Source organism: Pseudomonas sp. B21-021, from assembly GCF_024749205.1.
GTDB lineage: Bacteria > Pseudomonadota > Gammaproteobacteria > Pseudomonadales > Pseudomonadaceae > Aquipseudomonas > Aquipseudomonas paraglycinae.
Genome location: NZ_CP087192.1, coordinates 2,977,043 through 3,002,434, shown reverse-complemented (window position 1 = coordinate 3,002,434; position 25,392 = coordinate 2,977,043). Strand labels below are relative to the sequence as shown.

General features: G+C 61.0%; 21 protein-coding genes. 15 read left to right on the top strand and 6 right to left on the bottom strand.

What is annotated here, in order from left to right:
• Positions 1-116 precede the first annotated feature (116 nt).
• The 5 genes from LOY31_RS13395 to LOY31_RS13375 all read left to right on the top strand — a co-directional run bounded on the left by LOY31_RS13395 (position 117) and on the right by LOY31_RS13375 (position 3,273).
• Positions 117-881, top strand: coding sequence for an SDR family NAD(P)-dependent oxidoreductase (locus LOY31_RS13395; RefSeq protein ID WP_007955177.1), 765 nt, complete (start codon positions 117-119; stop codon positions 879-881).
• A gap of 177 nt (positions 882-1,058) precedes the next feature.
• Positions 1,059-1,271 (top strand): hypothetical protein, encoded by a 213-nt coding sequence (locus LOY31_RS13390; protein ID WP_007955178.1) that lies wholly within the window; start codon positions 1,059-1,061, stop codon positions 1,269-1,271.
• 25 nt (positions 1,272-1,296) lie between these two features.
• On the top strand, positions 1,297-1,554 hold the full coding sequence (locus tag LOY31_RS13385; protein ID WP_085604265.1) for an Atu4866 domain-containing protein: 258 nt from the start codon (positions 1,297-1,299) through the stop codon (positions 1,552-1,554).
• An 81-nt stretch (positions 1,555-1,635) separates the two neighbouring features.
• Positions 1,636-2,553, top strand: coding sequence for an AraC family transcriptional regulator (locus LOY31_RS13380; RefSeq protein ID WP_258713478.1), 918 nt, complete (start codon positions 1,636-1,638; stop codon positions 2,551-2,553).
• 300 nt (positions 2,554-2,853) lie between these two features.
• Positions 2,854-3,273 (top strand): organic hydroperoxide resistance protein, encoded by a 420-nt coding sequence (locus LOY31_RS13375; protein WP_258713477.1) that lies wholly within the window; start codon positions 2,854-2,856, stop codon positions 3,271-3,273.
• A gap of 125 nt (positions 3,274-3,398) precedes the next feature.
• Here LOY31_RS13375 and LOY31_RS13370 read toward each other — a convergent pair whose 3' ends face one another.
• Complete coding sequence (locus LOY31_RS13370; protein ID WP_064596053.1) at positions 3,399-3,839, bottom strand: hypothetical protein; 441 nt, start codon at positions 3,837-3,839, stop codon at positions 3,399-3,401.
• Positions 3,840-4,244: 405 nt separating this feature from the next.
• Between LOY31_RS13370 and LOY31_RS13365 the strand changes: the two genes are divergently transcribed.
• A complete protein-coding gene (locus LOY31_RS13365) occupies positions 4,245-6,419 on the top strand; it encodes a TonB-dependent siderophore receptor (protein ID WP_258713476.1) in 2,175 nt (724 codons plus the stop codon).
• A gap of 345 nt (positions 6,420-6,764) precedes the next feature.
• Entirely contained in the window at positions 6,765-7,583 is an 819-nt protein-coding gene (locus tag LOY31_RS13360) for an alpha/beta fold hydrolase (RefSeq protein WP_218191703.1), read from the top strand.
• Between the two features lie 110 nt (positions 7,584-7,693).
• Here LOY31_RS13360 and LOY31_RS13355 read toward each other — a convergent pair whose 3' ends face one another.
• Positions 7,694-8,668 carry a LysR family transcriptional regulator gene (locus LOY31_RS13355; RefSeq protein ID WP_221533796.1) on the bottom strand — a complete coding sequence of 325 codons (975 nt, stop codon included), beginning with the start codon at positions 8,666-8,668 and terminating at the stop codon, positions 7,694-7,696.
• A 416-nt stretch (positions 8,669-9,084) separates the two neighbouring features.
• Between LOY31_RS13355 and LOY31_RS13350 the strand changes: the two genes are divergently transcribed.
• From LOY31_RS13350 to LOY31_RS13330, 5 genes are all read left to right on the top strand, one after another.
• Complete coding sequence (locus tag LOY31_RS13350) at positions 9,085-9,732, top strand: response regulator transcription factor (RefSeq protein WP_085604284.1); 648 nt, start codon at positions 9,085-9,087, stop codon at positions 9,730-9,732.
• A gap of 360 nt (positions 9,733-10,092) precedes the next feature.
• Positions 10,093-11,553 (top strand): ATP-binding protein, encoded by a 1,461-nt coding sequence (locus LOY31_RS13345; RefSeq protein ID WP_221533795.1) that lies wholly within the window; start codon positions 10,093-10,095, stop codon positions 11,551-11,553.
• 47 nt (positions 11,554-11,600) lie between these two features.
• Positions 11,601-12,311 (top strand): AraC family transcriptional regulator, encoded by a 711-nt coding sequence (locus LOY31_RS13340; protein WP_221533794.1) that lies wholly within the window; start codon positions 11,601-11,603, stop codon positions 12,309-12,311.
• A 15-nt stretch (positions 12,312-12,326) separates the two neighbouring features.
• Complete coding sequence (locus LOY31_RS13335) at positions 12,327-12,848, top strand: hypothetical protein (RefSeq protein WP_221533793.1); 522 nt, start codon at positions 12,327-12,329, stop codon at positions 12,846-12,848.
• A 131-nt stretch (positions 12,849-12,979) separates the two neighbouring features.
• Complete coding sequence (locus tag LOY31_RS13330) at positions 12,980-13,354, top strand: response regulator (protein WP_221533792.1); 375 nt, start codon at positions 12,980-12,982, stop codon at positions 13,352-13,354.
• Positions 13,355-13,483: 129 nt separating this feature from the next.
• Here LOY31_RS13330 and LOY31_RS13325 read toward each other — a convergent pair whose 3' ends face one another.
• On the bottom strand, positions 13,484-14,434 hold the full coding sequence (locus tag LOY31_RS13325; protein ID WP_085604300.1) for an MBL fold metallo-hydrolase: 951 nt from the start codon (positions 14,432-14,434) through the stop codon (positions 13,484-13,486).
• 266 nt (positions 14,435-14,700) lie between these two features.
• Here LOY31_RS13325 and LOY31_RS13320 point away from each other — a divergent pair, with 266 nt between their 5' ends.
• From LOY31_RS13320 to LOY31_RS13310, 3 genes are all read left to right on the top strand, one after another.
• Positions 14,701-15,720 carry a GlxA family transcriptional regulator gene (locus LOY31_RS13320; protein ID WP_085604305.1) on the top strand — a complete coding sequence of 340 codons (1,020 nt, stop codon included), beginning with the start codon at positions 14,701-14,703 and terminating at the stop codon, positions 15,718-15,720.
• Positions 15,721-15,868: 148 nt separating this feature from the next.
• Positions 15,869-16,243: a response regulator transcription factor gene (locus LOY31_RS13315; RefSeq protein ID WP_007955198.1), complete on the top strand. Its 375-nt coding sequence runs from the start codon at positions 15,869-15,871 to the stop codon at positions 16,241-16,243.
• Positions 16,244-16,465: 222 nt separating this feature from the next.
• Positions 16,466-17,668, top strand: a complete 1,203-nt coding sequence (locus LOY31_RS13310) for an NAD(P)/FAD-dependent oxidoreductase (protein ID WP_258713475.1) — start codon at positions 16,466-16,468, stop codon at positions 17,666-17,668.
• Between the two features lie 84 nt (positions 17,669-17,752).
• On the opposite strand, the gene LOY31_RS13305 is transcribed toward LOY31_RS13310, so the two are convergent.
• The 3 genes from LOY31_RS13305 to LOY31_RS13295 all read right to left on the bottom strand — a co-directional run bounded on the left by LOY31_RS13305 (position 17,753) and on the right by LOY31_RS13295 (position 25,333).
• Positions 17,753-22,879 carry an AAA family ATPase gene (locus LOY31_RS13305; protein ID WP_258713600.1) on the bottom strand — a complete coding sequence of 1,709 codons (5,127 nt, stop codon included), beginning with the start codon at positions 22,877-22,879 and terminating at the stop codon, positions 17,753-17,755.
• 236 nt (positions 22,880-23,115) lie between these two features.
• Positions 23,116-24,033, bottom strand: coding sequence for a LysR family transcriptional regulator (locus tag LOY31_RS13300; RefSeq protein WP_221533788.1), 918 nt, complete (start codon positions 24,031-24,033; stop codon positions 23,116-23,118).
• 100 nt (positions 24,034-24,133) lie between these two features.
• On the bottom strand, positions 24,134-25,333 hold the full coding sequence (locus LOY31_RS13295) for an MFS transporter (RefSeq protein WP_258713474.1): 1,200 nt from the start codon (positions 25,331-25,333) through the stop codon (positions 24,134-24,136).
• Positions 25,334-25,392 lie beyond the last annotated feature (59 nt).

Sequence of the window (25,392 nt, the reverse complement as noted above, 5' to 3'; positions counted from 1 at the left end):
AATCCCACGAAAGCCGACTTCGCTTCGCTGCGAGACAGTGGGCCTGTCGCCGATGACAGCGCCTCGCCGGCGCCAACACGGCTTGTCGCTACTCGATCAAATCGCTGGAGAACATCATGAACGACTTCAAGAACAGCACCCCAAACGAAGTGGCCGGTAAAGTTGCGCTGGTCACTGGCGCGGCCAGTGGCATCGGCAAGGCCATCGCACTGCTGCTGCATGCCCGCGGCGCCCAGGTCATTGCTGAAGATATAAACCCTGAGGTTGAAGCGCTGGCCCGCCCAGGCCTGATCCCCCTGGTGGCAGACATCACTCAGGACGGAGCAGCCGAACGCGCGGTCGCCCTGGCCGTCGAGCAATTCGGTCGGCTGGACATTCTCGTCAACAACGCCGGCATCATCATCAACAAACTGGTCATCGACATGACCCGCGAAGACTGGGAACGCATTCAGGCGGTCAACGCCACGGCGGCCTTTTTGCATAGCCGGGAGGCGGTCAAAGCGATGATGCCCAACAAGTCCGGATCGATCGTCAACATCGCGTCCTACGCTTCCTATTTCGCCTTCCCCACCATTGCCGCCTACACCGCTTCCAAAGGCGCGCTGGCCCAATTGACGCGCACCCTGGCGCTTGAGGTCATTGGCCACGGCATCCGCGTCAACGCTGTCGGTGTCGGCGATGTGGTGACCAACATCCTCAACAATGTGGTCGACGACGGCCCTGCCTTTCTCGCCCAACATGGCGAAGCGGCGCCGATCGGCCGCGCCGCCCAACCGGAAGAAATCGCCGAAGTGGTCGCGTTCATCGCCTCGGATCGGGCCAGCTTCATGGTCGGTTCGGTGGTCATGGCCGACGGCGGGATGACAGTCACGGCCGGCTGAGCCGCAGCACAAACGCGCCGCAGGACATGCCCGACCAGCCCGAGAGGATCAGGCAAATCTGCGGCAGTTTCGTCCTAACACCGCTGCGCCCGGCTACGTAATCTGAAAGCACGCAACGGATGCACACACAGGCCACGGCAGGCCGCTCAGATGAACAACGTCAATGAGGACTGAACAATGAAAAACGCAAAACGGCTTTCCCTTTCACTGTTGATCGGCGCGATGGTGGCCTGCGCGATCAACCTTTCCTCGACCGGCCTGTACCTGGCCGCTGACGGATCTGACCGAACTCCCGGCATGCGCGTGAGTGAAGGCGGCAGTGACCGCACACCAGGGTTCCGGGTTGCCGAAGACGGCGCTGATCGCACGGCTTTGGGTCGTATCGGCTGAGTCTGAAAATAGAGGAGAAAAGCTGATGAAAAATGCCAGACAAACCACTCAGGATCATCGTTACGCAGGCATGTGGGTCACCGCGGATGGATTCATCCGGCATGAGCTTCTGACGACTGGTCGTTATGACGAGGCCCGTGGTAAAAACAAGAGCGCCTATCAGGGCCGCTACGAACTGGTTGGTGATTACATCCAGTACTGGGACGACACCGGCTTCACCGCTGATGGCCACTTTCATGACGACGTGCTGTATCACGCCGGAATGATCCTCTATCGGCAATGAGTACTTTGATGATGTCGGGTGAATATCGTCTGCCCGGGCAGTTCCGGGCAGACGCTTATGAACACTTGTGAGAGCCTTGAAATGGAACAGAGCGATGCTTTCATCCTTCAAAACACAGCCGTCTACCGTGACGAACTGGTTCGCCTGCTGACTCAACGGTTTACCACACCCGGGATCTATGAGACCGCCATAGCCCCCCTGCATGTGATTCGTTTCGATGCGCCTTCGGAGCTTATCCATACCGTGCACAAACCGGCACTTTGCCTGATCGTGCAAGGACAAAAAGAAATCAGCCTGGGTGACGATCATTACCTCTACGACCCGCTCAGTTACCTGGTGGTCTCGGTGACGCTCCCGGTTGCCGGGCGCGTGCTGAAGGCCAGTCCGGAATCGCCCTACCTGTGTATCCGGTTCGATTTCGAGGCCACGGAAATTGCGCAGGTCATCGCCGACGCTCCGCCCTCGGGCGTACCGGACGAGCCGGAATTGGGCCTTTTCCTTGAAAGGGTCGATGTGCCCCTGCTGGAAACCATGCTTCGACTGGTCCGACTGCTGGACACCCCGAAAGACATCGGCATGCTGGCACCTTTGGCCCTGCGGGAGCTGTATTACCGCCTTCTACGCGGCATGCACGGCCGTCGTCTGTATGAGCTTGCCCTCGGCGACTCGCAAACGCGCCGGGTAACGCGGGCAATCGATTGGTTGAACAACCACTACACCCAACCCTTGCGCATCGAAGAACTCGCCCGGGTCGCCAATTTGGGCAACTCCACATTGCATCATCGCTTCAAGGCAGTGACGGCCATGAGCCCGCTGCAATATCAGAAACAACTGCGCCTGCAGGAAGCCCGCCGTCTGTTGCTCGGCGAAGGGCTGGACGTGGCGAGCGCCTGTTATCGTGTGGGCTACGAAAGCCCGTCGCAATTCAGCCGGGAATACAGTCGCCAGTTTGGCTGCCCACCTTCCAAAGATGCCAGCCGCACGCGTCGCACTGGGTAAATCCCGCACTTTGACGCAGACGCGGGGAACGGTTATCCGCCCGGATCGCGAAAGAGGCAGGCAGACGCAAGCCTGCCCTATTGCGCAATGCACAGCGACCTCTGTACGCCATCAATGCGTATCGCCACGTGATAAACGACAGGAACCAATGGCCTGCCGCGTCCCCGATGTCCAGGCCAGGCTACAGAGCGATACAAAAACGCCGCTGCACGACACATCCCGGGTACATGCCAATGCAAAAGTGTGAGCCATCGGAACCTTCACTGTCCGACATCAACCATCACTCAGGCAGGTATTTCCATGATCAATCAAATCGACACCGTGCTGTACACCGGCAAGACTCGCACCACTGGCGGGCGCGATGGCGCGTCGCGCAGTTCGGACGGCAACCTGGACATCAAGCTCTCGCCACCCGGTTCAAATGGCAGCGGCACCAATCCGGAACAACTGTTGGCAGCCGGTTGGTCGGCCTGCTTCATCGGCGCCATGGGCAAGGCAGCCGCGGCACAGAAGATCAGGCTTCCGGCGGATGTGGCGGTCGAAACCGAAATCGATCTGGGCAAGGCCGGCGATGCATTCTTTCTTCAGGCGCGCTTGAGTGTCAGCCTGCCGGGGCTGGAGCCTTCGGTCGCTCAGGCGCTGGTGGACGCTGCGTATCAGACCTGCCCTTACTCAAAGGCCACTCGCGGCAAAATCGACGTCACCCTGCGGTTGATCTGAATCAACCCTGTTTGATCCTGCAAACCGCCCGATGCACGGCTTCGGGCGGTTTTTTTTTACAGGGTTGGAGCGATGCCGCTCCTCCGGTTCAAACAACCAGAGGAGCGAAATGGTCATTCAACGATTTACGCAAACGACGTCTCGTGCTCGCTTTCGTGGACGTAAATCCACGAGATTCCCGATGGCGAATCCGGGTCGAGGCGCATCAGCGCCGAGTCGACTTTTTTCTTGGTGATCCCGTTCTTGACCAGGTCGAAAACCGTCAGGAAGAAGTCACCGGGAAGCGGCGTGATCGAGAGATTGATGATGTGCGATTCGGGGCTTCCGGCACGCTTGCCGTGCAGGCCCCAAAGGCGCTCCCAGTAGTTCTCCCGGTCCATGATCTGACCGTCCGTGAGCACCACCCGGAAATCGTTCGCCAGGGCATCGTACAAAGGCTTTATCGCGTCTTCCGACTGGGAAGCCACGCCGCGCGACCACGGGAAAAAGAGGTTGTACCAGCGGTACACCTCGGCTTGGACCAGCGCTGTTTTATCGGTTGTTTCGGTGACTCGGCTGATTGCCATCTGCGTTCTCCTTAACGAGTTAAAAGGCGCGGGTTTCCGTTGCGCATCGCCTGAGCGACGCTCCGCGCCTCATTCAAGATCCATCCTGAAATCAACGTCACGGGGCCAGTTCGAATTCGCTTCAATGACTTCAGAATTTCTCCTGTCATTTGGCTGACCCGGCCACAAAAATAGACGCCAACCCGTTGGTTTGCATTGGAAACTGACAAACGGCTTTTCCGCTGTCTGCGCTGCAACGTCCGTGCTTGAGCGGTTCGGTAATGACTCAAGCCCTCCGCCCTCTCCCGTTGCGCAATTTCACATTTTTTTCACGAAGCGCTTTGTTGCGGTAAAAAACCCTGACACAATTATTGGCAATGATTCTCAACAGCTCTTTGTTTGCTATTTAAAAATCAGGAAGCCTTCATGTCGCGCCCAACCTCGCCGCATCGTTTCATCCCGTCACGCAATCTCCTGTCCATGGCCATCTGCATGGCCGTCATGACCCCGGCGCTGGCCGATGAAACCCGCGAGGCGCAGGACACCGCCCCGCCCGCCACCCTCGAGCTCGGCGCGACCGCGATCACCTCCACCCAACTGGGCAGCACCACCGAAGGCTCCGAGTCATACACCACCGGCACCATGGCCACCGCCACCAAATTGCCGTTGACCCTGCGCGAAACACCGCAAGCCGTCACCGTGATCACCCGCCAGCGCATGGACGATCAGGCGATGACCAGCATCAACGACGTGGTCAACGCCACGCCAGGGCTGTTCCTCGACTACTCCAACGGCCCAGGCCGACAGGCCTACAAAGCCCGGGGCTTCAACATCGACAACCTGATGTACGACGGCATTCCGAGCGGCTACGACGGCGTGAACGTCGGGTCCCAGCCGAATCTGGCGATGTTCGATCGGGTCGAGGTAGTACGGGGGGCAACCGGCCTGGTCACCGGTGCCGGCAACCCTTCGGCGGCGATCAACCTGGTGCGCAAACGTCCATTGGCCGAGCAGCGCGTCACCCTGACCGGCGCCGCCGGGACCTGGGACAATTATCGCGGCGAGCTCGATGCTTCCAGCCCGCTCAACGACAGCGGCACCCTGCGCGGCCGGGTCGTCACGTCCTACCGCGACGCCAACAGCTTCATCGATGACGTGGACGAGCAACACAACCTGTTCTACGCCGTGACCGAAGCGGATCTGAGCGATGACACCACGCTGACCGTCGGTTTCTCCAACCAGAAAGACAAGACCAACTACTTCTGGGGCTCGTCGATGATCGGCCTCGACGGTCATCACCTCGACCTGCCGCGCTCGTACAACCCCGGCACCTCCTGGGAGGACAAGGATCAGGAGATCAACACCGTCTTCGCCGAGATCCGCCAGCAACTGGCCAACGACTGGAAGCTGCAGGTCAACGCCAACTATTCCGAACAGAACGCGCTGTTCTCCGGTTCGTACCAGTCGCGCTGGGTCAACGACACCCTGGCCCGCACGGTTTACCAGTCCAAGGCCGATGAAAACCAGGCAGGTCTCGACGCCTTCTTCAGCGGCCCGTTCGAAGCCTTCGGACGCAGCCATGAACTGGTGGTCGGCGCCAGCAAACGCATCTACGACCTGACCACCCACAACTACTCGCCCTACGACACCAACTGGCCGATCAACGCCGGCAAGCCGGACTTCGTCCACACCAACAATACGCGCGAAGTCACCACTCAGGACGGCGTGTACCTGACCACCCGCCTGAGCCTGGCCGACCCGCTGAAGCTGATCCTCGGCGGGCGTCTGGACTGGTACGACTACGACAACCGCGATGGCGACGGCGACTACAAAGTCACCCGCAACGTCACCCGCTATGCCGGCCTGATCTACGAGCTGGACGACCATCATTCGGTGTACGCCAGCTACAGCGACATCTTCACCCCGCAGAGCAACAAGGGCACCTCCGGTAACCCGGTCAAGCCGATCGTGGGCAAGAACTACGAGGTCGGCATCAAGGGCGAATACCTGGGCGGCGCACTGAACGCCAGCCTCGCTGTATTCCGCGTCGATCAGGAAAACCGTGCGGTGCAAGTGTTCGTGCCGAACTGCCCGCAGTCGTCCTGTTATGAGGCCTCCGGCGAGATCCGCAGCCAGGGTATCGACTTCGAACTGCAAGGCGCGCTCACCGACAACTGGCAGGTCGGCGGCGGCTACACCTATGCCCGCACGCACACCATCAAGGACGAGGCGAACCCGCAGAATGTGAACAAGCAGTTCGACACCGACACCCCGGAACACCTGTTCAAACTCACCACCCGCTACAACTTCCAGGGCCCACTGGAAAAACTGCGTGTGGGCGGCAACATCTCCTGGCAGAGCCGCATGTACAACGACATCGAACTGCTTGATGGCGGCAACTACCGACTCAAGCAAGGCGCGTACGCCGTGACCGACCTGATGGCCGGCTACCGGGTCAATGACAACCTCGACCTGCAACTCAACGCCAACAACATCTTCGACCGCAAGTACTACTCCACCATCGCCAACTCCGTCAGCTACGGCGGCGACAGCTATGGCACGCCGCGCAACATGATGTTGACGGCCAAATACACCTTCTAAGCTGTCCGGGCGCAGGGACGCGCCAACCCCGCCAAGATTCCTCCCGCCACACCTACATACCAAAGCGTTAATTTCGAAAACCCATGTCTGGTATTCAGCGGCTTTCCTTTGCCCAAAGATTGCCTTCGGCCAGGGCAGCAGCCTTGCGCCGCCTGTGCGACTTCAATAACTCAATGGGTGTTCAAAATGACTGACGAGAAAAACGGAACCACGCGTCGTGGCTTGATCACGACGGGGGCCATGGCCGCGACCCTGGCGGTGGCATTACCGGCGCTGGCGACGCAGCAGACACCGGCATCCGCGTCAGGGGTCAGCAAAAGCGCCGGCAACGGCAGTGGCTCGGGAATGCTTACCGTCAAAGATGGCACGCAGATTTTCTACAAGGACTGGGGCCAGGGCCAGCCGATCGTTTTCCATCACGGCTGGCCCCTTTCCAGTGATGACTGGGATGCGCAAATGCTGTTTTTCCTCAGCAAGGGCTTTCGCGTCATCGCCCATGATCGACGTGGCCATGGTCGCTCTTCGCAGACCGCCACGGGCAACGAAATGGACACCTACGCCGCCGACGTTGCCGAGTTGATGGCGCACCTGAACATCCGCAACGCCGTGCACATCGGCCACTCCACCGGCGGTGGTGAAGTGGCGCGCTATGTCGCGCGGCATGGTCGCGGCCGGGTGGCCAAGGCCGTGCTGATCGGTGCTGTGCCACCCATCATGCTGCGCACCGCAAAAAATCCCGGCGGCCTTGCAATGGAAGTGTTTGACGGACTGCGCAAAGCACTCGCGCAGAACCGCAGCCAGTTTTATCGTGATTTCCCGAGCGGCCCGTTTTACGGCTTCAATCGCCCAGGTGCGAAAGTGTCTGAGGCGATCGTCGAAAATTGGTGGCGTCAGGGCATGAACGGCGGGATCAAGGCACAGTACGACTGCATCAGTGCGTTCTCCGAAACCGACTTCACCGATGACCTGAAAAACATCGATGTGCCGACCCTGGTGTTGCACGGCGAAGATGACCAGATCGTGCCGATCGCGGATTCGGCCCATCTGTCCATCAAACTGCTCAAGCACGGCACGCTGAAAACCTACCCCGGCCTGCCCCATGGCATGTGCACCACGAACGGCGACACCATCAACGCGGACCTTCTGGCGTTCATCAATGCGTGATGTGCCGGGTCCGCGCCCCTACGGCAAGCCGCGTAAAACCCCGTAAAAAGAAAAGCTCCGATCAAGTCGGAGCTTTTTTATTGGGCGAATGACACAGCCGTTGCAGTTATCTACCGCGCCATCATCAACGCCTGATCGACGGGCAACGCCGGGCGCAGCGTGGGCACTACCTGCAACTCGATCGGCGTGCCGAAAAATGCCTGGCAACGCGACCGCAGCCAACGCTGAGCGCAATCGTTGTGCGCAGCGGCACGCCAGACCATGGAAAGCTCCCGCGATGGCAGCAACAGAGGGGCCGGTTCGGCCCTGATACCCTGAACCGAGGCCATGGCCCTGGCCACGTAATCCGGCACGATAACCAGCATGTCGCTCTGCGCCAACAACCTTGGCAAGGCACTGAACTGCGGCACTGCCAGCACCACTTTGCGCCGACGCCCGAGCAGGTCCAGCGCGTGGTCGGTGTCATCCCTGGCCTTACCCATGGACGACACGATGGCGTGCGGTCGCTCGCAGAATTCATCGAGCGCCAGCAGTCCCGGACGCATGTCCGAGCGCAAAAGCATCGGCCGGATCGACCGCAGACTCTTGCGTCGGGCGTTGGCCGGCAGATCAAGCGTAGGGCTGATCCCCAGAGAGATCTCGCCATTGAACAGCCGCTGTGACATCTGCTGCTGATCGACCCGCAGCACCACCAAGGCAATGTTCGGCGCCTCGATACGCAGTTGGCGCAGCAGTCGCGGGAGCAGCGCGTATTCGACATCGTCGGACAGGCCGACCTGAAAGGTCGCCTCGCTGGTGCCCGGATCAAACGGCTGGCAACGGCTCAACGCCGCGACCACGCCATCCAGCGCCGGCGTCAGATTGGCGAAAATCTCCTCGGCTCGCGCCGTCGGCTCCATCACCCTCCCCGCGCGCACGAACAACGGGTCGTCGAAAAGCACGCGCAAACGCCCCAGCGCCGCACTGATGGTCGGTTGACCGAGAAACAACTTCTCGCCGACCCGGCTGACATTGCGCTCATGCATCAGCGTCTCGAAGACCACCAGCAGATGGATGTCGACACGACGGAGTTCATTTCTGTTCATGAAGTTCACCACCCGGCACGCGGCCATTGAGATCGACGGAGAGCTCATAAAGGTTAAGGGCGAGCCTGCCGGGCGTCTGTGGTACTTGGGGTCAGCGAGATCATGCGTTAGGTGAGTGTTTTGATACTTGCGTATGAACCGTTTGATACGGGTGGCTGTATCCGGCCGCGAAAAGACCGCTGCGATGGCGGTTTTTTCGGGTTTTTTGTCCTAGCTGACGGAGTGCCGCGCCACTACGATGCTGAACCGTTTATCTGCTCCCCCGCCCACACCTGCAGCATGACCGTGCCTTTGGTCGGGCATAAACTTGAACGAGCAAACACAGGCCCCCGTGCCGAGGGATTCGCATATTCTTGATGGGTCCTCGCCGATACCACGACGAGACCCACAACGTCATAACTCTTGGGAAAAAAGCAATGAACAACAATCCCATCAGCAACACCCCCAGCGAGCCGGTGGTATTCATCGTCGACGACGATGCAGCGCTGCGCGAATCCCTCGGCAGCCTGTTGCGCTCCATTGGCCTTAAGGTCGAACTGTTCGGGTCGGTCGCCGAATTCATGAAGTATCAGCGTCCGGACACCGTCAGTTGCCTGGTGCTCGACGTGCGCCTGCAAGGCAGCAGCGGCCTGGATTTCCAGAGTGAACTGGCCGCCGCCGGCATCAACGTGCCGATCGTGTTCATCACCGGACACGGCGATATCGCCATGACGGTGCGCGCCATGAAAGCCGGCGCGGTGGACTTCCTGACCAAACCGTTTCGCGAGCAGGACCTGATCGATGCAGTGTGTGCCGCGCACTCGCGGGACAAGCAGCGTCGCGAGTCCGGGCGACATGCCGATGAGCTGCGCGCACGCCATGGGACGCTGACACCCCGTGAGCAGACGGTCATGGCGCTGGCAGCCTCGGGCCTGATGAACAAGCAGATCGCCGGGGAAATCGGCCTCAGTGAAATCACCGTGAAGATCCACCGGGGCCAGGCCATGCGCAAAATGGGCGCGCGCTCTTTTGCCGACCTGGTGCGCATGGCCGAAGTCATCGCGGCGCAGCCTGTCAATCGGTGACCTTATGAACCGATACGGCACGGCTCAGGATTGCCGGGATGGCGCATGCTTGCGCCATCAGACAAGCCATCGACAGACCCGGCGCAACTAACACTTAGGTATATCCCTTTCATACACAGTCATACTTCGATTGACCCAATGCAGCGGTGCCAGAGAATAAGTCTTCGAATAACATCTTTATTCAAATAAACATTACTCAATACAACGATTGGTGAATGACCGACAGTCGCCAACAACCGTCATGCCTGAAAAACAACTTCAGACTTTTCAATCTCTTCATTAATACGCCTTTCATAGCGTTTGCCTGCTTCATCGAGAGAACACGACCTGCCGTCCGATAGCAAAAATCTGGAAGAATAAATGTCTATCATCAAACGTCGCGCACAACTTCTTTGCTCAGACGCCTTCGCCTGGCTGGCCGCCATTGCGGTCGGCAGCATGATCTATATCACCAACGCGTACCTTGACCTGGATGTTGCACCGACGTTGTTCTACATCACGCTGGTGTTCATGTCCGCGAACATCTTCCCGGTTCCGGTATTCCTGGCCGTCGCGCTGGGTTGCCTCACGCTGCTGACTGCCGACTTCCTGGTCGACGAAGGCTATCGCGATCACCGGGGCATCGCCGGATTCGTCAGGTGCGTGATCGCGCTGACGACCATCTCCCTGCTGGCACTGCGCAGCAAACGCGCCACTGAAACGCTGCGGCGCAAGGAAGCGTTCTTTCTCGGCGCACAGAAGCTCAGTCACACCGGCAGCATCGGTTTCATCATCGACAAGAACGTCAGCGTGTCCTTGTCATGGTCGGAGGAGTCCTCGCGCATTTTCGAGTATCCGCCGAACGTCCCCCCGACACTCGCCCTGGTCAAGTCACGCACCCATCCGGATGACTTGCCGGTGATCGATCAGGTGCTGGACCAGTTCGCGCGCCGGCAGGAGCTGATCGAAGCAGAGCATCGGCTGGTCATGCCCGATGGCCGGATCAAGCATGTACAGATGATCGCCAGCCCCATGCCCAGGCATCGCGGGCGCACGGAATACGCCGGGGCGCTGATGGACGTGACCGCCAGCAAACAGTCCGAAGAGGCGCTGTTTCACTCGCAAGCCACCCTCGCCCACGTCACGCGCCTGACGTCGATGGGCGAACTGGCCGCGTCGATTGCCCACGAAATCAATCAGCCGCTGGCGGCGGTCATCACCAGCGGCGAATCCTGCAAGCGCTGGATCAACCGTCCCGAGCCGAACCTGGAAGAAGCGCGCCGTTCGCTGGATCGAATCATTCAAAACTCCGTCCGGGTTTCCGATGTCATCGCCTGTATCCGGGCCTTGTCGCGCCACAGCGAGGTGCAGCGCAATGTCGAAGTGTTCGACGACATCGTCAGTGACTCGCTGACGCTGATGCAGCATGACATCTGCTTCCATGAGGTTCGCCCGCACGCCCAACTGGGCACTCGCAGCGCACTGATCAAAGGCGACCGGGTGCAGCTGCAGCAAGTCATCATCAATCTGATCATCAACGCCTGCCAGGCCATGGCCAACGTGCATGAACGGGCCCGGACGCTGCGAATCACCACCTCGCTCCTGCACAACGAGGCCGTGCTTGAAATCGCCGACTCCGGCGTCGGCATTGCCGAAGACATCCTGCCTTCACTGTTCGATCCGTTCTTCACGACCAAGCCAACGGGCCTGGGAATGGGGCTCTCGATCTGCCGCTCGATCATTGAATTCCACGGCGGGCGCATCTGGGTCAACAGCACCGAGGGCGTCGGCACGCAGTTTGTGTTTGCGATTCCATTGGCTGCGCCCGAACACGATCAATGACCGTCATCCACCCCTGATGTCGCCGGCCGGCGATATGGAGATCAGCATTGCCTATCGAAAGTACAAACCCTGGCGCTGGACCCGAAACCCCGCAATCAGGCCGTACCGTTGTTTTCGTCGCGTACCCGCAAATGGGCCTGCTGGATCTGACCGGTGCCCAGACCGTGTTCTGGGCGGCGACCTGCAGACTGGCGCAACTCGGTTTGCCCGGTTATGCCTTGCACACCGCGAGCCTGCAAGGCGGGCCGGTGCGGACCGGCGAAGGCCTGGTGGTGCAAACCCGGCGGCTGGATGAGCTAAGCGACGAGCCGATCAATACGCTGATTGTTCCGGGCTCGGCGTCCATCCGCCAGGCCATGCTCGACAACGCGCCACTGGTGGACTGGTTGCGCGTCACCTCAGCCACAGCCGACCGAACGACGTCGGTGTGCAGCGGCGCTTTTTTCCTGGCCCAGGCTGGTTTGCTCGATGGCCTGCGCGTGGCGACACACTGGTTGATGGCTGACATGTTCGAGCGGCTGTACCCCAAGGTCGAACTGGATCGCGAAGCGATTTTCGTCCGCCAGGAATCGGTGTGGACTTCCGCCGGCGTCAGTGCGGGGATCGATCTGGCGCTGGCGCTGGTCGAGGCCGACAACGGTCGCGATCTGGCCATGCAGGTCGCCCGGCGCATGGTTGTTTACTACCGGCGCCCGGACAACCAGGAGCAATGGAGTCCGCTGCTGCAATCACAACATTCAATCGCGCCCGAGCGCTAGCCGGAGACGGTGGTCATGAACGCACCGCACACACTGTATCCTGTCAGTCACCCGCCCTGCGTCAGCCGCTATGGCACGCACACCTCGTTATCAACCGCTGAGCGCGTGGAGATCATCGACGCGTTGACCCAGACCCTGGGCGCTACGCTGGGCATTCTGGCGCGACTCAGACACAGCCAGCAGACATTGCGGACCGTCAGCTTTTTGCCGGTGCAGACACTGTTGCGCAGATTGCTGAATGCCAATACCCGATACGCCGACTTCCTCGTCACCGGCATCACAGACCTGGGCGGCCATGCCCAGCGTGACGCGCTTTACCGTCTCAATGACGCTGCAGAGCTTTTGTGTTTCGCCGACTGCCTGAAAGGCATCGATCGCGCCCTACGAACGCTACGGGCCGCCGACGCCTTGTTCCGTGACTGTCGCGCCAGCGCAATTGCCAACAACGACTACGCCAGCCGGCAACTTTTCGAGGCCTGCACTCGGCATAACGGTTATTTTCTTTCGTTAATCAACAACCACTTGTTTCCTGAATAATTGATTAACTTTCGCAACTAACAAAAAACCAACCAAACATACGCACGTATACTATTCCACAATTTTTGAAAGCGTATCTTGCAAGTATGGCGGGCGCTACAGCCACCCGCAAAAGACGCAAGGTTTACCCCATGTTCAACTCAGCTATTATTTCAGTTGTCGATGATGACGAACTTGTTCTGGTTTCACTGGACAGTTTGCTGCGGTCTTGCGGTTATACAGTCAAGACTTTCACCAGCGCTTTGGCATTTCTTGAATCCAGCGCGCCAGAGCAGACCGGGTGTCTGATTTCGGACATTCAGATGCCCGGCATGTGCGGGGTCGAAATGTACGAGGCACTGGCGGCCAGGAAGATCCACATTCCGACGATCTTCATCACCGGCAAGCCAGGCCTGCCCCCCGAGTTCAGCGCCCGTGTGAAGACGCCGGAAGGCTATTTCTCCAAACCCTTCCATACCGAGGCACTGCTGGCCTGCATCGAGCAGGCGCTGATGCGCGGACGTTGACCCCCAAAAAAGCCGCAGCCCTGCCCGACCGATAAACCTCAAAGCAAAAAAAGGCCCCGCAAGTTCACCACTTGCGGGGCCTGATTTCTATCGAGCCCGGCCGAATGCAGCCGGGCCGCCGACAGCCGATCAGTAATCCCAGAACGCTGCGATCCAGCGGAACGCATCACCATCGACCGCCACTCGGCCCACCGACGGGAACGGCAGGTGGGTGGCGACAAACCACTCACCGCTCGCCGCCGCCTCGCGCATCAGGCGCACCCGAACACGCACCGACTCTTCAGGATCATGCTCGAAACCGTTGTGCCATTCCGGGTGCTCGAAGGCCACCGGAAACAAGGCGTCGCCGGCGAAGGTCAGGCGTTCGCCACCCGAGTTGACGTAGACAATGCTGTGCCCCGGCGTATGTCCACCCGTCAGCTTGACCACCACACCCGGCGCCACTTCGTATTCATCGTCGAAGGTGCGCACCTGGCGGCGGTAATCGTTGATGAACTGATTGGCCGTCGCGCGCAAAACGTCAGGCACCGGCGCCGGCATGACGGTCTGGGTGAAGTCCGGCGTCTCCCAGAACTCGACCTCTTTCGCCGACACGTGGATGCGCACGTCAGGACGCAGCCGGCTCTTCACTTCATCCACCAGCAGACCACCGACATGGTCCATGTGCATGTGGGTGATCACGATGTCGGTCACGGCTGCCAGATCGATTCCGGCCGCTTCCAGCCGTTTCGGCAGCTGGCCGGCCCGAGGGAAGCCGGGAAACTGCCCGCCCAGGCCCGCGTCGACCAGAATGATCTGCTCGCCGCTGCGCACCACCAGCACGTTGAGTGCCCAGTCGAACGCGTCCGGCCCCAGGAACATGTCCTTGAACCACGCGGCGCGAGCCTGCGGATCGGCATTGGTCGACATGGTCGAGGTCGGCAGCGGCAGCACGCCATCGCTGATCACCACCACGTCGATGTCGCCGACCTGCAGTGCGTAGCGCGAAGGCACCAGCTCCTGGGCCTGACCGAAGTTCGAGGTGAACGGCAGGCTGGTGGCTGTGCTGGTTTGTTGGGAGTGGTTCAGATAGGTAGACATGGTCGCTTTCCTTTTGGCTGAGTCAGGATTTCTCGGAGGAATGCCGCAAGAGCGAAATAGCGCTCCTTGAAATCGAGTGTGCATCGCGACCACGACGGCCAACACCATACGCGGGTATAGGGTTTGCGCCGGATTGAGCGAGTACGACCGGCGCTAAAGAGACTGTGCCCCATACCAATGTATATTCGCGCTCCTGTCCGCAAACGCGGACACTACGGCACACCGGATCGTCGAAAACTGGCGGTCACCCAGCCTTCAAAGCAGTCATGAACTCGATTCTTCTCCAACCCGACCCGCTCACCTGTTTGCTCGCGCAACCGCGCACCCTGGTGTTCCTGGCGTATCCGCAAATGGGCTTGCTGGACCTGACCGGCGCGCAGACCGTGTTCTGGGCAGCGTCCAAAGCCAGGGCTGAACGCGGCTTGCCTGGCTACGCGATACACACCGCAAGTCTCGAAGGCGGATTGATCACTACTGCCGAAGGGCTGTCGGTCGACACCCTGCCCCTGCACACCTTTGACGAAACCGCGATCGATACGCTGATCGTGCCCGGTGCGCCGAACATCCGTCAGGCCATGCTCGACAATGTTGCACTGGTGGACTGGCTGCGCGCGGCGTCAGTCAACGCCAGACGCACCGCCTCGGTGTGCAGCGGCACTTTTCTGCTGGCCCAGGCCGGGCTGCTGGAAGGATTGCGCGCGACCACCCACTGGGGAATGTGCGACATGCTCAAGGGTGGTTTTCCAAGTGTCGATGTCGACCTTGATGCGATCTACATCCAGCAAGGCAAAGTCTGGACTTCCGCCGGGGTCACCACCGGAATCGACATGGCGCTGGCGCTGGTCGAGGCCGATTGCGGCCGTGCGGTCGCGTTGCAGGTGGCGCGGGAGCTGGTGGTTTTTCTCAAACGTCCCGGCGGTCAGGCGCAGTTCAGCCAGTTGCTGCAATCGCAGATCGACGACCGAGGCTGCTTCGACGAATTGCACCTGTGGATCAGCGAAAACCTCGGCGACACCCGCCTGAACGTTGAATCCCTGGCCCGCCAGGCGCAGATGAGTCCGCGCAATTTCGCGCGAGTTTACAAGCGCAAGGTCGGTCGCACGCCGGCCAAGGCGCTTGAGCTGTTTCGGCTGGAAGCCGCACGACGGATGCTCGAGGATTCTCAGCGCAACATCGACCAGATCGCTCTGCTGTGCGGGTTCGGCGACGAGGAACGCATGCGCGATACCTTCTACCGTCACCTCTCGGTCACGCCCCGGGAATACCGCAGCCGGTTCTCCCGCTGAAGCTACACGCTGCAATGGCACCGGGCTCGGAGAAGTTCAAACACTGTCGCTATACACACGTATAAGTACGCCGCCGGACCGAGCGGCGTATGGTGCGGGAATGGCGGGCGTCCTTGACGGGCTACCCGAGATCAGCCCTGGTAAAGCAATGTCCCACACCGCTGTTGTTTCGGTTGTCGATGATGATGAATCCGTGCGCATGGCGCTGGACAGCCTGTTGCGTTCGCACGGCTACACCGTGCAGTTGTACCCGAACGCGGAGGCTTTTCTGGCGATGACTGCACCGCCCCGCCCCGGCTGCATCATCTCGGACATCCAGATGCCCGGCCTGTCCGGCATCCAGATGTACGACGCGCTGTGTGCCCGAGGCATCCGCATCCCGATCATTTTCATCACTGGCTATCAGGGGCCACCGCCCCAGGTCGACGCAGCATTCCCCGAGCCGCTCGCCTACTTCCCCAAACCTTTCCCTTGCGGCGAACTCATCACCTGCATCGAAAGTGCGTTCAATCGGCCCGTTTGACCGCCCTCTACCTATACCTGTGTATACCCCACCTCACACCTAAGCATGTCGGCACTGACCCTATGTAGAAGTGTCCCGGCGCGCCTTCCCCGATAGCATCAACTCCAGCGAATCGAACCGGTTCTGCGGTTGTTCCAACAGCCAACTTTGTGCAGACCGGGAGACGGTCACGCGTGAACAGACAAGCCGTTCAACGATCAGAATTTCCTCAGGAGTCATCCGATGAAACAGCACATTTTAGTGATAGGCGCAGGGTTTGGTGGAGTCTGGAGCGCCTTGAGCGCCGCACGTCTGCTGGACCAGCATGATCGTAACGACGTGCAGATCACCGTCCTCGCGCCCCAGGCAGAACTGCGCATTCGCCCGCGTTTCTACGAGCCGGATGTCCACAACATGAAGGCGCCGCTGGGTGAACTGTTCGATGCGGTCGGCGTGAAATTCGTCAAAGGCATCGCCGACAGCATCGACACCGCCAGCAAGCAAGTGACCTACAGCGATGCCTTCGGCACGCAAGGCACGCTGAGCTATGACCGACTGGTACTGGCCGCCGGCAGCCGCGTGATTCGCCCACCGCTCAAGGGCATGATCGAACACGCCTTCGACGTCGATCAGATCGAAGAAGCCGCCCGCCTCGAAGCCCATATCAAGTCCTTGAAGAACCAGCCGCCGAGCGCTGCGCGAAATACCGTGGTGGTCGCCGGTGGCGGTTTTACCGGGATCGAAACCGCCACCGAAATGCCGGCCCGCCTGCGTGCCGCACTGGGTGACGATGCGCAGATCAGAGTCATCGTGGTGGATCGCGCGCCGCAAATCGCCGCGACCATGGGTGACGGCATTCGCCCGTCCATTGTCGAAGCGTCCAAAGAATTGGGCATCGAATGGGTACTCGACGCTTCGGTCGCCTCGGTCGATGCCGGCGGCGTGACCCTGGCCGACGGCAAACGGATCGAGTCCAACACCGTAGTCTGGACTGTTGGTTTCCGCGCCAGCCCGCTCACCGAACAGGTGCCTGGCAGCCGTGATCCGCAAGGTCGTCTGCATGTCGACGGCAACCTGAAAGTGCTGGGACACGTGGATGTCTTCGCCGCCGGCGATGTGGCTTATGCCGCCACGGATGACCTCGGAAACTACGCTGCAATGTCCTGCCAGCACGCCATTTGCCTGGGCCGTTATGCCGGCAACAATGTAGCGGCTGACCTGATCGGCGTCGCACCGATGACCTACAGCCAGCCCAAGTACGTGACCTGCCTTGATCTCGGCGCCTGGGGCGCGGTGTTCACCGAAGGCTGGGACCGCCAATTGAAACTGGTCGGGCAAGAAGCCAAAGACCTCAAGACCCAGATCAACACCGTATGGATTTACCCACCGGCCGCCGATCGTGCAACCGCACTGGCCGCTGCCGACCCGTTGATTCCGGTGGCCTGATCCCCCGACGCTCCACGATCACTCTACTGCTGCGCACTCCCAGGCGCCCGCCACGATTATTTTGGCGGGCGCCTTTTTTTGTGATTACGGAAGCAGTACGGCATCGGCCGGCAGAACAAACTGGACGATCGCACCGCACGGCTGATTGGCCTCGATCCACAATTGGCCGCCATGGGTCTCGATGATCGAGCGGCAAATCGACAGCCCCATGCCCAGCCCCGTGGGTTTGGTGGTGTAGAACGGCGTGAACAACTGCCCGATCGAATGCGCGCCGAAACCCGGTCCCGAATCGCTGACGCACACCCACACCTGCCCCGCCTCATTGGTCTGCGTGCGGATGCGCAACTCCCCTTTGACGACGCCTGCACCGCTCATGGCTTCCAGGGCGTTCATCACCAGGTTGAGCACCACTTGCTGCAGCTCGACCCGGTCGCCATCGACTCGCGGTAAACCGGACGCCATCTGTGCCTCCACCGAAACCCCACCCTTCTGCGCCTGACTCTGGGTGATCTCGATGACCTCGCCAATCACTTCGTTGAGGTTGACCGGCTCCTTCGGCTGAGGCGCCTTGCGAATCAGCCCGCGAATGCGGTCCAGCACCTCACTGCCCCGATGGGCATCCTTGACGATGCGCTCCAGGCACAGGCGTGTCTCTTCAAGGTTAGGTGGCGCGGCACCCGACCAGCGCAGGGCGGCCTGGGCGCTGGCGAGTGTCGAGGCCAGCGGCTGGCTGACTTCATGAGCAATCGAGGCCGCGAGCTGCCCCATCGTCGCAACGCGGCAGGCATGGGCCAGCTCCGCCTGTATCTCGCGATAACGCTGCTCGCTCTCACGGCTTTTGACCTCGCGCTCGGCGACATCGCGGTACAGGCGCGCATTGACCAACGAGATCGCCGCCTGTGAAGCGACCAGCCTGAGCGCGGCGATCCGCGAAGGGCTGAATACCCGTGACGTCAGGTTGTTTTCCAGGTACAGCGCGCCGATCAGCTTCGCCTGATTGAGCAACGGCAGGCACAGTACCGAGCGCGCGCGATGCTGGCGAACGTACGGATCGGCAGCGAACGATGGTTCGCCCAAAGCATCATCCAGCACCAGATTTTCCTGGGTGCGCAGCACGTGATTCAGGACCGACTCCGGCAGCAGCTTCGCCGCCACCGGCGCATCACGCAGATCCAGCTGCGTGGTGTCATCGCGGGTAGTTGCCTCGGCGACGATCCGCTGCTCGCCCTGCTCCGTCAGGATCAGCACGCCGCGCTGTGCGCCGGCCTGTTCAATCGCCGTGCGCATGATCATGTCGATCAGCTTTTCAAGGACGATTTCACTGGAGGCCGCTTGTGACACCTTCAACACGGTGGCCAAGTCCAGATGCTCGACCGGTGTGGCGATGGTACTGGTGGGACCGGGCAGCGGTTTTTCGACCCGCAGAAACGGGTGCTCGGCCTCCAGTTGTCGAACCTTGCCCTCGGCACCCCAGCGCTGGTAGCCGTAGCGGGCATCCTGCAGGTAGACCCTGGCAATCTTTTGCAACCCACGGTGTTGATAGAAGCGCGCGGCGAGCTCGTTGGCCAATGCTTCGATCTGCAGGAAGCCGCTGCGCTGCGCCAGTTCGATCGCCTGCTCGTAGCCATGCTCGGCCTCCGGCAGCCGGCCCTCAAGACGGGCAATTTCACCCGCCAGCAACGCGGCGTGGCTGGCGAAATTGTCCGGGCAGAGTTCGGCCCAGACCTGCAATTGCCGGTGTTGCGCGGTGATGACGTCGAGTTGCTCGTGCCGTTCACCGGCAGGCTTGGCGCTGCACAGGGCGGCGAAGGTCAAGGCCTGATAGAAGCAATATTCGGCCTCCTCGAGGAACGAGTGCGATGAGCGAAGCAATTGTCGAGCGGCCACGCCGGCCTCTGCTGCTGCCTCGTACTGACCGGCGAAATAGCAGGCCTGCAACGTGCGAATCCAGTGCCAGCAAATCGCGACCAGCGAGGTCTGGTGATCCTCGGGGTGGCGCTCGGAAAACGCTCCCGGGCCGATATCGCCGAAGATTGGCGTCTGGCCCCGAAGCATCCGGATAAACGCCAACTGGGTTTCGATGAAATCGATGACCACGCCGAAGCCGATTTTTCTGGCGTACGCCAGCCCGCGTTCAGCCTCCTCCTGCAACCCGGCCAAAGGCTCGCCAGTGGCCAGCAGGTTGGAAACCCGGCTGTTGCCGGTAAACGCGGCAATCGGCAGATCGCCGGTGCGGTTCGCCACTTCAAATATTTGGGCCAAAGGTTCAAGGCACGTGCGTATCGGTTGAGCCCAGCGCTTGGCAAACAGCCAGAACGCCAGTTGCGTGCGTGCCTTGTAGCGTTCCAGATCGCGCCGTTCGACCAGCCGGCAGCCCAGCTCCGCGAATGCCAGACCGGCCGGATAGTCCGCAAACCGCCGCCCGGCGATCCGCGACACGTTGGCATAGGCCACGCACGAAGCATCGCTGTTGCCGTATTCGATACTCAGGTTGATCGCCCGGCACATGGCCAGCCCCGGAAGATTGCCGTCCATGTGAACCGCCGTGACGATCAGCTTGGTCAGTGCTTCCAGGGTGGCGAGTGCGATTTCATCCACCATGGGTGGCAGGTCGATCAATGCCCCGATGGGGCGCTCGCCCAGCCGTTGCCCGATCCGCAAATATTCGTCACGCACCTCGTCGTCATCGGGATGAGGAGACCACTCGATCCCCAGATAACGCAGGAAAGCCAGACACACCGCCACCGCGTTGTCGCTCTGGTTCAGGATCAGATAGAGATCCGCTTGCAGGCAGGCGACTCGGGTACGTTCGGTCAGCGTCTGCGCACGGCGTGACAATTGCCGCAGGCGTGCTTCGGCTGCCCCTAATTGCCGGGTGAGGAATTCGCACAAGGCCCGGCCGGACTCCAGCGCAAACATCAATTCACGCTGATGCTCCCAGCCGTCCTCATCCAGCAACGCTGCGCCCTGGGCGAAATACGTCAGCGCCGAAGCATAGGCCGTCGACGCTCTGGCCCGTTCGCCCGCCAGCAGGTTCAACTGCGCGAGGTGTTCGCGCTCCTGTTGTCGGTCCATCAGCACGGCGCCACGATTGAGCTGGCCGACCATCTCGAAAATCTTTTCTGCATGCTTATCTGCCGGCGTCTTCTCCACCAGCAAACGCCCGATCCGCAGGTGATGCTGCGCACGGGAAGCCTCATCAACCAGCAGATACGCGGCTTCCCGGACCCGGTCGTGAACGAAGCCATAGACGCTGTCCTGACGCGTGATCAACTCGTGACGAACCGCCGGCCACAACACCCCGTGAACCTGCGCGTCAGGCAGGCCCAGAACGGTAGCCAGTGAAGCGACATCCGCGACGTTGCCCAGGCAGGCCATCTGCTGCAACGCCTGCTGCGTTTCAGCGGGCAACCGCGCCAGTTTGTCGAGCATCAGATCGACCACATTGTCGGTGTAGCCCTTGGCATGAATGCGCTGTGCGTCCCAGACCCACTGCCTGCGGTCATGATCGAAGGTCAGCAGATCCTGTTCGACGAGGGTTTGCAGAAACTGAATGACGAAGAAGGGATTGCCCGCGGTCTTGTCCAGAATCAGTTGTGCGAGCGGCGCGATGTACGATCCCTCGGAACGCGACGACTCGGCGACCAATTGCTCGATGTGCGATCGGGCCAGCGGCAACAAAGTTATCTCCTGCACCCGGCCGCCCGCCGCTTTGATGGCGTTCAACCGGGTGCTCAACGGGTGCGAGGCATCCACCTCGTTGCTGCGGTAAGCGCCGATCAGCATCAAGTGCTGCAAGTCGGAACGGGTCAGCAGTTCCTCCAGCCAATTGAGCGTCGCCACGTCCAGCCACTGCAAGTCGTCGAGAAACAGCACCAGTGGATGTTCGGCGCGGGCAAACACGCCGATGAACCGTCGCAATACCCGCAAGAACCGGCGTTGCGCCTGTGGCGGTTCCAGATCCGCCACAGGCGACGTATCGCCGATGATCAGTTTCAGTTCCGGGATCAGGTCCGTCACCAACCGCGCCTCGGCGCCCAGCGCTTGCTGCAGCGCATTGCGCCAGCCGGCCATCTGCAAATCGCTCTGGCCCAGAAGCGTGCGCACCAGTCCCTGAAACGCCTGGGCCAGGGTCGAATAAGGCACGTCGCGTTTGTACTGATCGAATTTGCCGCTGGCGAAAAATCCGCGCACCGGCACCAGGGTTTGATGCAGCTCGTGGACCACCGAGGATTTACCGATGCCCGAATAGCCGGAAACCAGCACCAGCTCCGGTCGGCGGCTGACGGCGATCCGTTCGAATGCGGCGATCAGCGTCTGGACTTCAGCCTCTCGGCCGTAGAGTTTTTCGGGGATCAGCAAACGGTCGCATGTCCCCTGCTCGTCCAGCGCAAACTCATCCACGTGCTGCTGATGCCAGCCTGCCAGACAACGGCGCAGATCCTGCTCGACGCCAAGCGCAGACTGATAACGCTCCTCGGCGGTCTTGGCCAACAACTTCATGACGATCCGCGACAGCATCTCGGGAACGGTCGCCACGCGTGCACTCGGCGGCATCGGCGTGCGGGCGATATGGCAATGCAGCCATTCCATCGGATCGGCAGCGCTGAACGGCAACGACCCGGTGAGCATTTGATAGAGCGTGACGCCGAAGGCATAGAGGTCGCTGCGCGAATCCACCGAGCGGTTCATCCGGCCCGTCTGTTCCGGAGCCATATAGGCCAGGGTCCCGGACAACGTCTCGGGTGGTTCTGCGGCGTGGCGTTCGCGAGGCAGGCGCGATGCGAGGCCAAAACCGGTGAGTCGGGCGTGACCATCGGGGCAGTTCACCAGAAGATGAGCGGGCTTGATGTCTTTGTGAATCAGGCCGCGCCGATGCAACTTGCCCAGCGCCACCGCCACGCTGATGGCCAGCGGCAGAAACGTCGCAACGTCCAGGGGAGCCGTGAGCAAACGGGCCAGCGGCACACCACCCGGGTCTTCGAGCACCAGTTGCACGCGGCCATCGTCCTGCAACAGCTCCAGGGGGCACGCCGCCCAGTCGCCCTCCAATTGGTCTCTCAGGGAAAATTCATGGGCAAGACGCTCGACGCTGGCGCCCGATGGTTGCTCCGCAGCGAGCGAGGCGATCAGGACATCAACCTCGCGACCGCCAGAAGCACGTCTGGCCCGGTGGAGAATGCGTTCTCCGTCGTCCCACAGAATCTGCATGCCTTCATTCATCGCCGTCGCAGCCGTTGGTAATCGCTGGATCATGGGGCACCGTTACCTGTATGCCGTTCGGCACCATTGCTAACCGTAGCTGAGAGAAATGCAGGGGGAAAAACCAACGAAAATCTTTGCAGTAAAACCGACACGCGGCAATCAAACGAAGGTGTTAAGGGAATGGAGCACTGCCGGCGGGAGAACCCTGACCCACCAATAGCGCAGCGTCAGCAAACGGCAATCTAGCGTTGACTCGATGGATCCGTCGCCAGAATTTCCGCCAGAAAATCAATGAACACATTGATACGGCTGGAGCCCCGGTGATTCGGCAGGTACAACGCATTGATGCAGCAGCTCGCATTACCGGGGTTGACTTCATAACCCTCCAGCAGCCGCGTCAACCGACCGGCCTCGACATCGGCGCGCACCAGCCAGTCGGCCAGCAGCGCCACCCCGCGCCCCGCCACCGCTGCTTCGCGCAGGATATCGGCGTTGTTGCTTTGCAGGCGGCCATGGACATTGAGCTGGATGGTTTCCTCGTCGCCCTGGAACGTCCAGTGCTGGTGCGAACCAGCGTAGTCGAAGCGCAGGCATTGCTGCTCGAGCAAGTCTCGTGGATGCGCCGGAACAGCGTGAAGGCTCAGGTAATCCGGACTCGCCACCACCCAGCGCTGGAAGCCGCCCACCCGCTTGCTGACGATATCGTCACTGACCACCGACGATCCCAGGCGCACCGAGACATCGATCTGCTCGCTCAGCAGATCGCTGACCTGATCGCTCAACGACACACTGATTTCAAGCCCCGGATGGCGGTCGAGCAATACCCCCAGTTGCGGTGCAATGATCTGTCGGCCGAATTCGACCGGCACGCTGATGCGCAGGCGTCCCTGCGCCTCGCTGCCACGGTCGGCGACAACCGCGTCGGCCTCATCGATGGCATCGAGAATGGCCACCGCTTTCTCGAAATAGGTTTGGCCGGCGACCGTCACGCTGGTGTTGCGTGTCGTGCGATTGAGCAGGCTGGCGCCCAATTCGTTTTCCAGCCCGGCCACCTGGCGTGTCACCGAAGAGGTGGAGATGCCGAGTTTGCGCGCCGCCGAGGAATAACCACCGCAACGGACGGTTTCAACGAACATCTTCAGTGCCAGCAACTTGTCCATAAGTGGAGCCCGATCGAAAGGAAACGGTGATGATTGTGCATCACCGTTCGCCAATCGTCTTGTAGGGCCGTGCTTCATCGGACTCAGCGGTGCCTGCGGTTCAGGCATCGGCCTTGCGGCTCAGGAACAGCGCCAGGGCCAGCGCCGGCAGCAACGCCACGGTCACGGCGGACAGGTTCCAGCCAAAATGTTCGTAGATCGGACTGGCGACCAGCGATCCCAGCGCGCCGCCGACGAAGATGCTGGTCATGTACACGGCATTCAGGCGGGCCCGGCTGTGCGGATCGATGGCGTACACCTCGCGCTGGCCCAGCACCATGTTCAGTTGCACGGCGAAGTCCAGCAGCACTGCGCAAACCACCAGCCAGACATAGCTGCTGCCCGGCAGCGCGGCGATCAGCAACGAGGCTGGCGCCAGCAACAGTGCAACGAGCGTCCCGCGCCGACCGTGCCCGGCATCGGCCAGCCGCCCGGCAATCGGCGCTGCGACCGCGCCGACAGCGCCAACCAGGGCAAAAATCGCCACCTGTGCCTGACTGAAACCGTGGTGCCGCATCAGCTCGATCGGTGCGAGGGTCCAGAACAGGCTGAAGCTGGCGAACAGCAAGCCCTGATACAGCGAACGCTGGCGCAGAACCGCGTGCCGACGGGCCAGCGCAAACACCGAGCCGATCAGCGCCACGTACGTCGCCTGATGGCTCGGAACGCGGCGCGGCAAGGCGATCGCCGTGATCAGTGCGATGACGGCCATCAGTGCCGCCGCGCTGAAAAACACACCGCGCCAGCCGAACACTTCCACCAGCAGACTCGACAGTGGCCGCGACAGCAGAATGCCCAGCAACAGGCCACTCATGATGTTGCCCACCACCCGGCCACGGGTCGCCTCGGGCGCCAGATGCGCGGCCAACGGCACCAGAATCTGCACCGCCACCGAAGTCAGGCCGATCAGCAACGACAGGACAAGGAACATCGACGGCGAGTGCGTCAGACCGGCGCGCAACAGGGTCACGCTCGCCGCCAGGGTAAAGCCCACCACCAGCCGGCGGTTTTCCATCAGGTCGGCCAGCGGCACCAGCAACAGCAGGCCCAGCGCATAACCGAACTGCGTGAGGGAAACGATCAGACTGGCATTGGCACTGGACAGGCCGATCTGCGGCGCGATCAGTTCGACGATCGGCTGAGCGTAATAAAGGTTGGCCACGACCGCGCCGCAGCAGAATGCCAGGAACGCGACCATCAGGCCGGAAAGAGAAGCGGATGGTTCGGCCTTGGCCGCCGCTGCCGGATTGCCCGTAAGCATGATGACACCTCAATGAGTTGGGAAAGTGACGCCAAGGCTAAGGGTCGCGCAGGCCTTCG

Coding starts and splice junctions, on each gene's coding strand:
- LOY31_RS13295 (WP_258713474.1), bottom strand. CDS start 25,333: ATGCTTACGGGCAATCCGGCAGCGGCGGCCAAGGCCGAACCATCCGCT.
- LOY31_RS13360 (WP_218191703.1), top strand. CDS start 6,765: ATGCTTACCGTCAAAGATGGCACGCAGATTTTCTACAAGGACTGGGGC.
- LOY31_RS13345 (WP_221533795.1), top strand. CDS start 10,093: ATGTCTATCATCAAACGTCGCGCACAACTTCTTTGCTCAGACGCCTTC.
- LOY31_RS13335 (WP_221533793.1), top strand. CDS start 12,327: ATGAACGCACCGCACACACTGTATCCTGTCAGTCACCCGCCCTGCGTC.
- LOY31_RS13395 (WP_007955177.1), top strand. CDS start 117: ATGAACGACTTCAAGAACAGCACCCCAAACGAAGTGGCCGGTAAAGTT.
- LOY31_RS13350 (WP_085604284.1), top strand. CDS start 9,085: ATGAACAACAATCCCATCAGCAACACCCCCAGCGAGCCGGTGGTATTC.
- LOY31_RS13305 (WP_258713600.1), bottom strand. CDS start 22,879: ATGCAGATTCTGTGGGACGACGGAGAACGCATTCTCCACCGGGCCAGA.
- LOY31_RS13380 (WP_258713478.1), top strand. CDS start 1,636: ATGGAACAGAGCGATGCTTTCATCCTTCAAAACACAGCCGTCTACCGT.
- LOY31_RS13370 (WP_064596053.1), bottom strand. CDS start 3,839: ATGGCAATCAGCCGAGTCACCGAAACAACCGATAAAACAGCGCTGGTC.
- LOY31_RS13315 (WP_007955198.1), top strand. CDS start 15,869: ATGTCCCACACCGCTGTTGTTTCGGTTGTCGATGATGATGAATCCGTG.
- LOY31_RS13310 (WP_258713475.1), top strand. CDS start 16,466: ATGAAACAGCACATTTTAGTGATAGGCGCAGGGTTTGGTGGAGTCTGG.
- LOY31_RS13355 (WP_221533796.1), bottom strand. CDS start 8,668: ATGAACAGAAATGAACTCCGTCGTGTCGACATCCATCTGCTGGTGGTC.
- LOY31_RS13365 (WP_258713476.1), top strand. CDS start 4,245: ATGTCGCGCCCAACCTCGCCGCATCGTTTCATCCCGTCACGCAATCTC.
- LOY31_RS13375 (WP_258713477.1), top strand. CDS start 2,854: ATGATCAATCAAATCGACACCGTGCTGTACACCGGCAAGACTCGCACC.
- LOY31_RS13320 (WP_085604305.1), top strand. CDS start 14,701: ATGAACTCGATTCTTCTCCAACCCGACCCGCTCACCTGTTTGCTCGCG.
- LOY31_RS13325 (WP_085604300.1), bottom strand. CDS start 14,434: ATGTCTACCTATCTGAACCACTCCCAACAAACCAGCACAGCCACCAGC.
- LOY31_RS13390 (WP_007955178.1), top strand. CDS start 1,059: ATGAAAAACGCAAAACGGCTTTCCCTTTCACTGTTGATCGGCGCGATG.
- LOY31_RS13330 (WP_221533792.1), top strand. CDS start 12,980: ATGTTCAACTCAGCTATTATTTCAGTTGTCGATGATGACGAACTTGTT.
- LOY31_RS13300 (WP_221533788.1), bottom strand. CDS start 24,033: ATGGACAAGTTGCTGGCACTGAAGATGTTCGTTGAAACCGTCCGTTGC.
- LOY31_RS13385 (WP_085604265.1), top strand. CDS start 1,297: ATGAAAAATGCCAGACAAACCACTCAGGATCATCGTTACGCAGGCATG.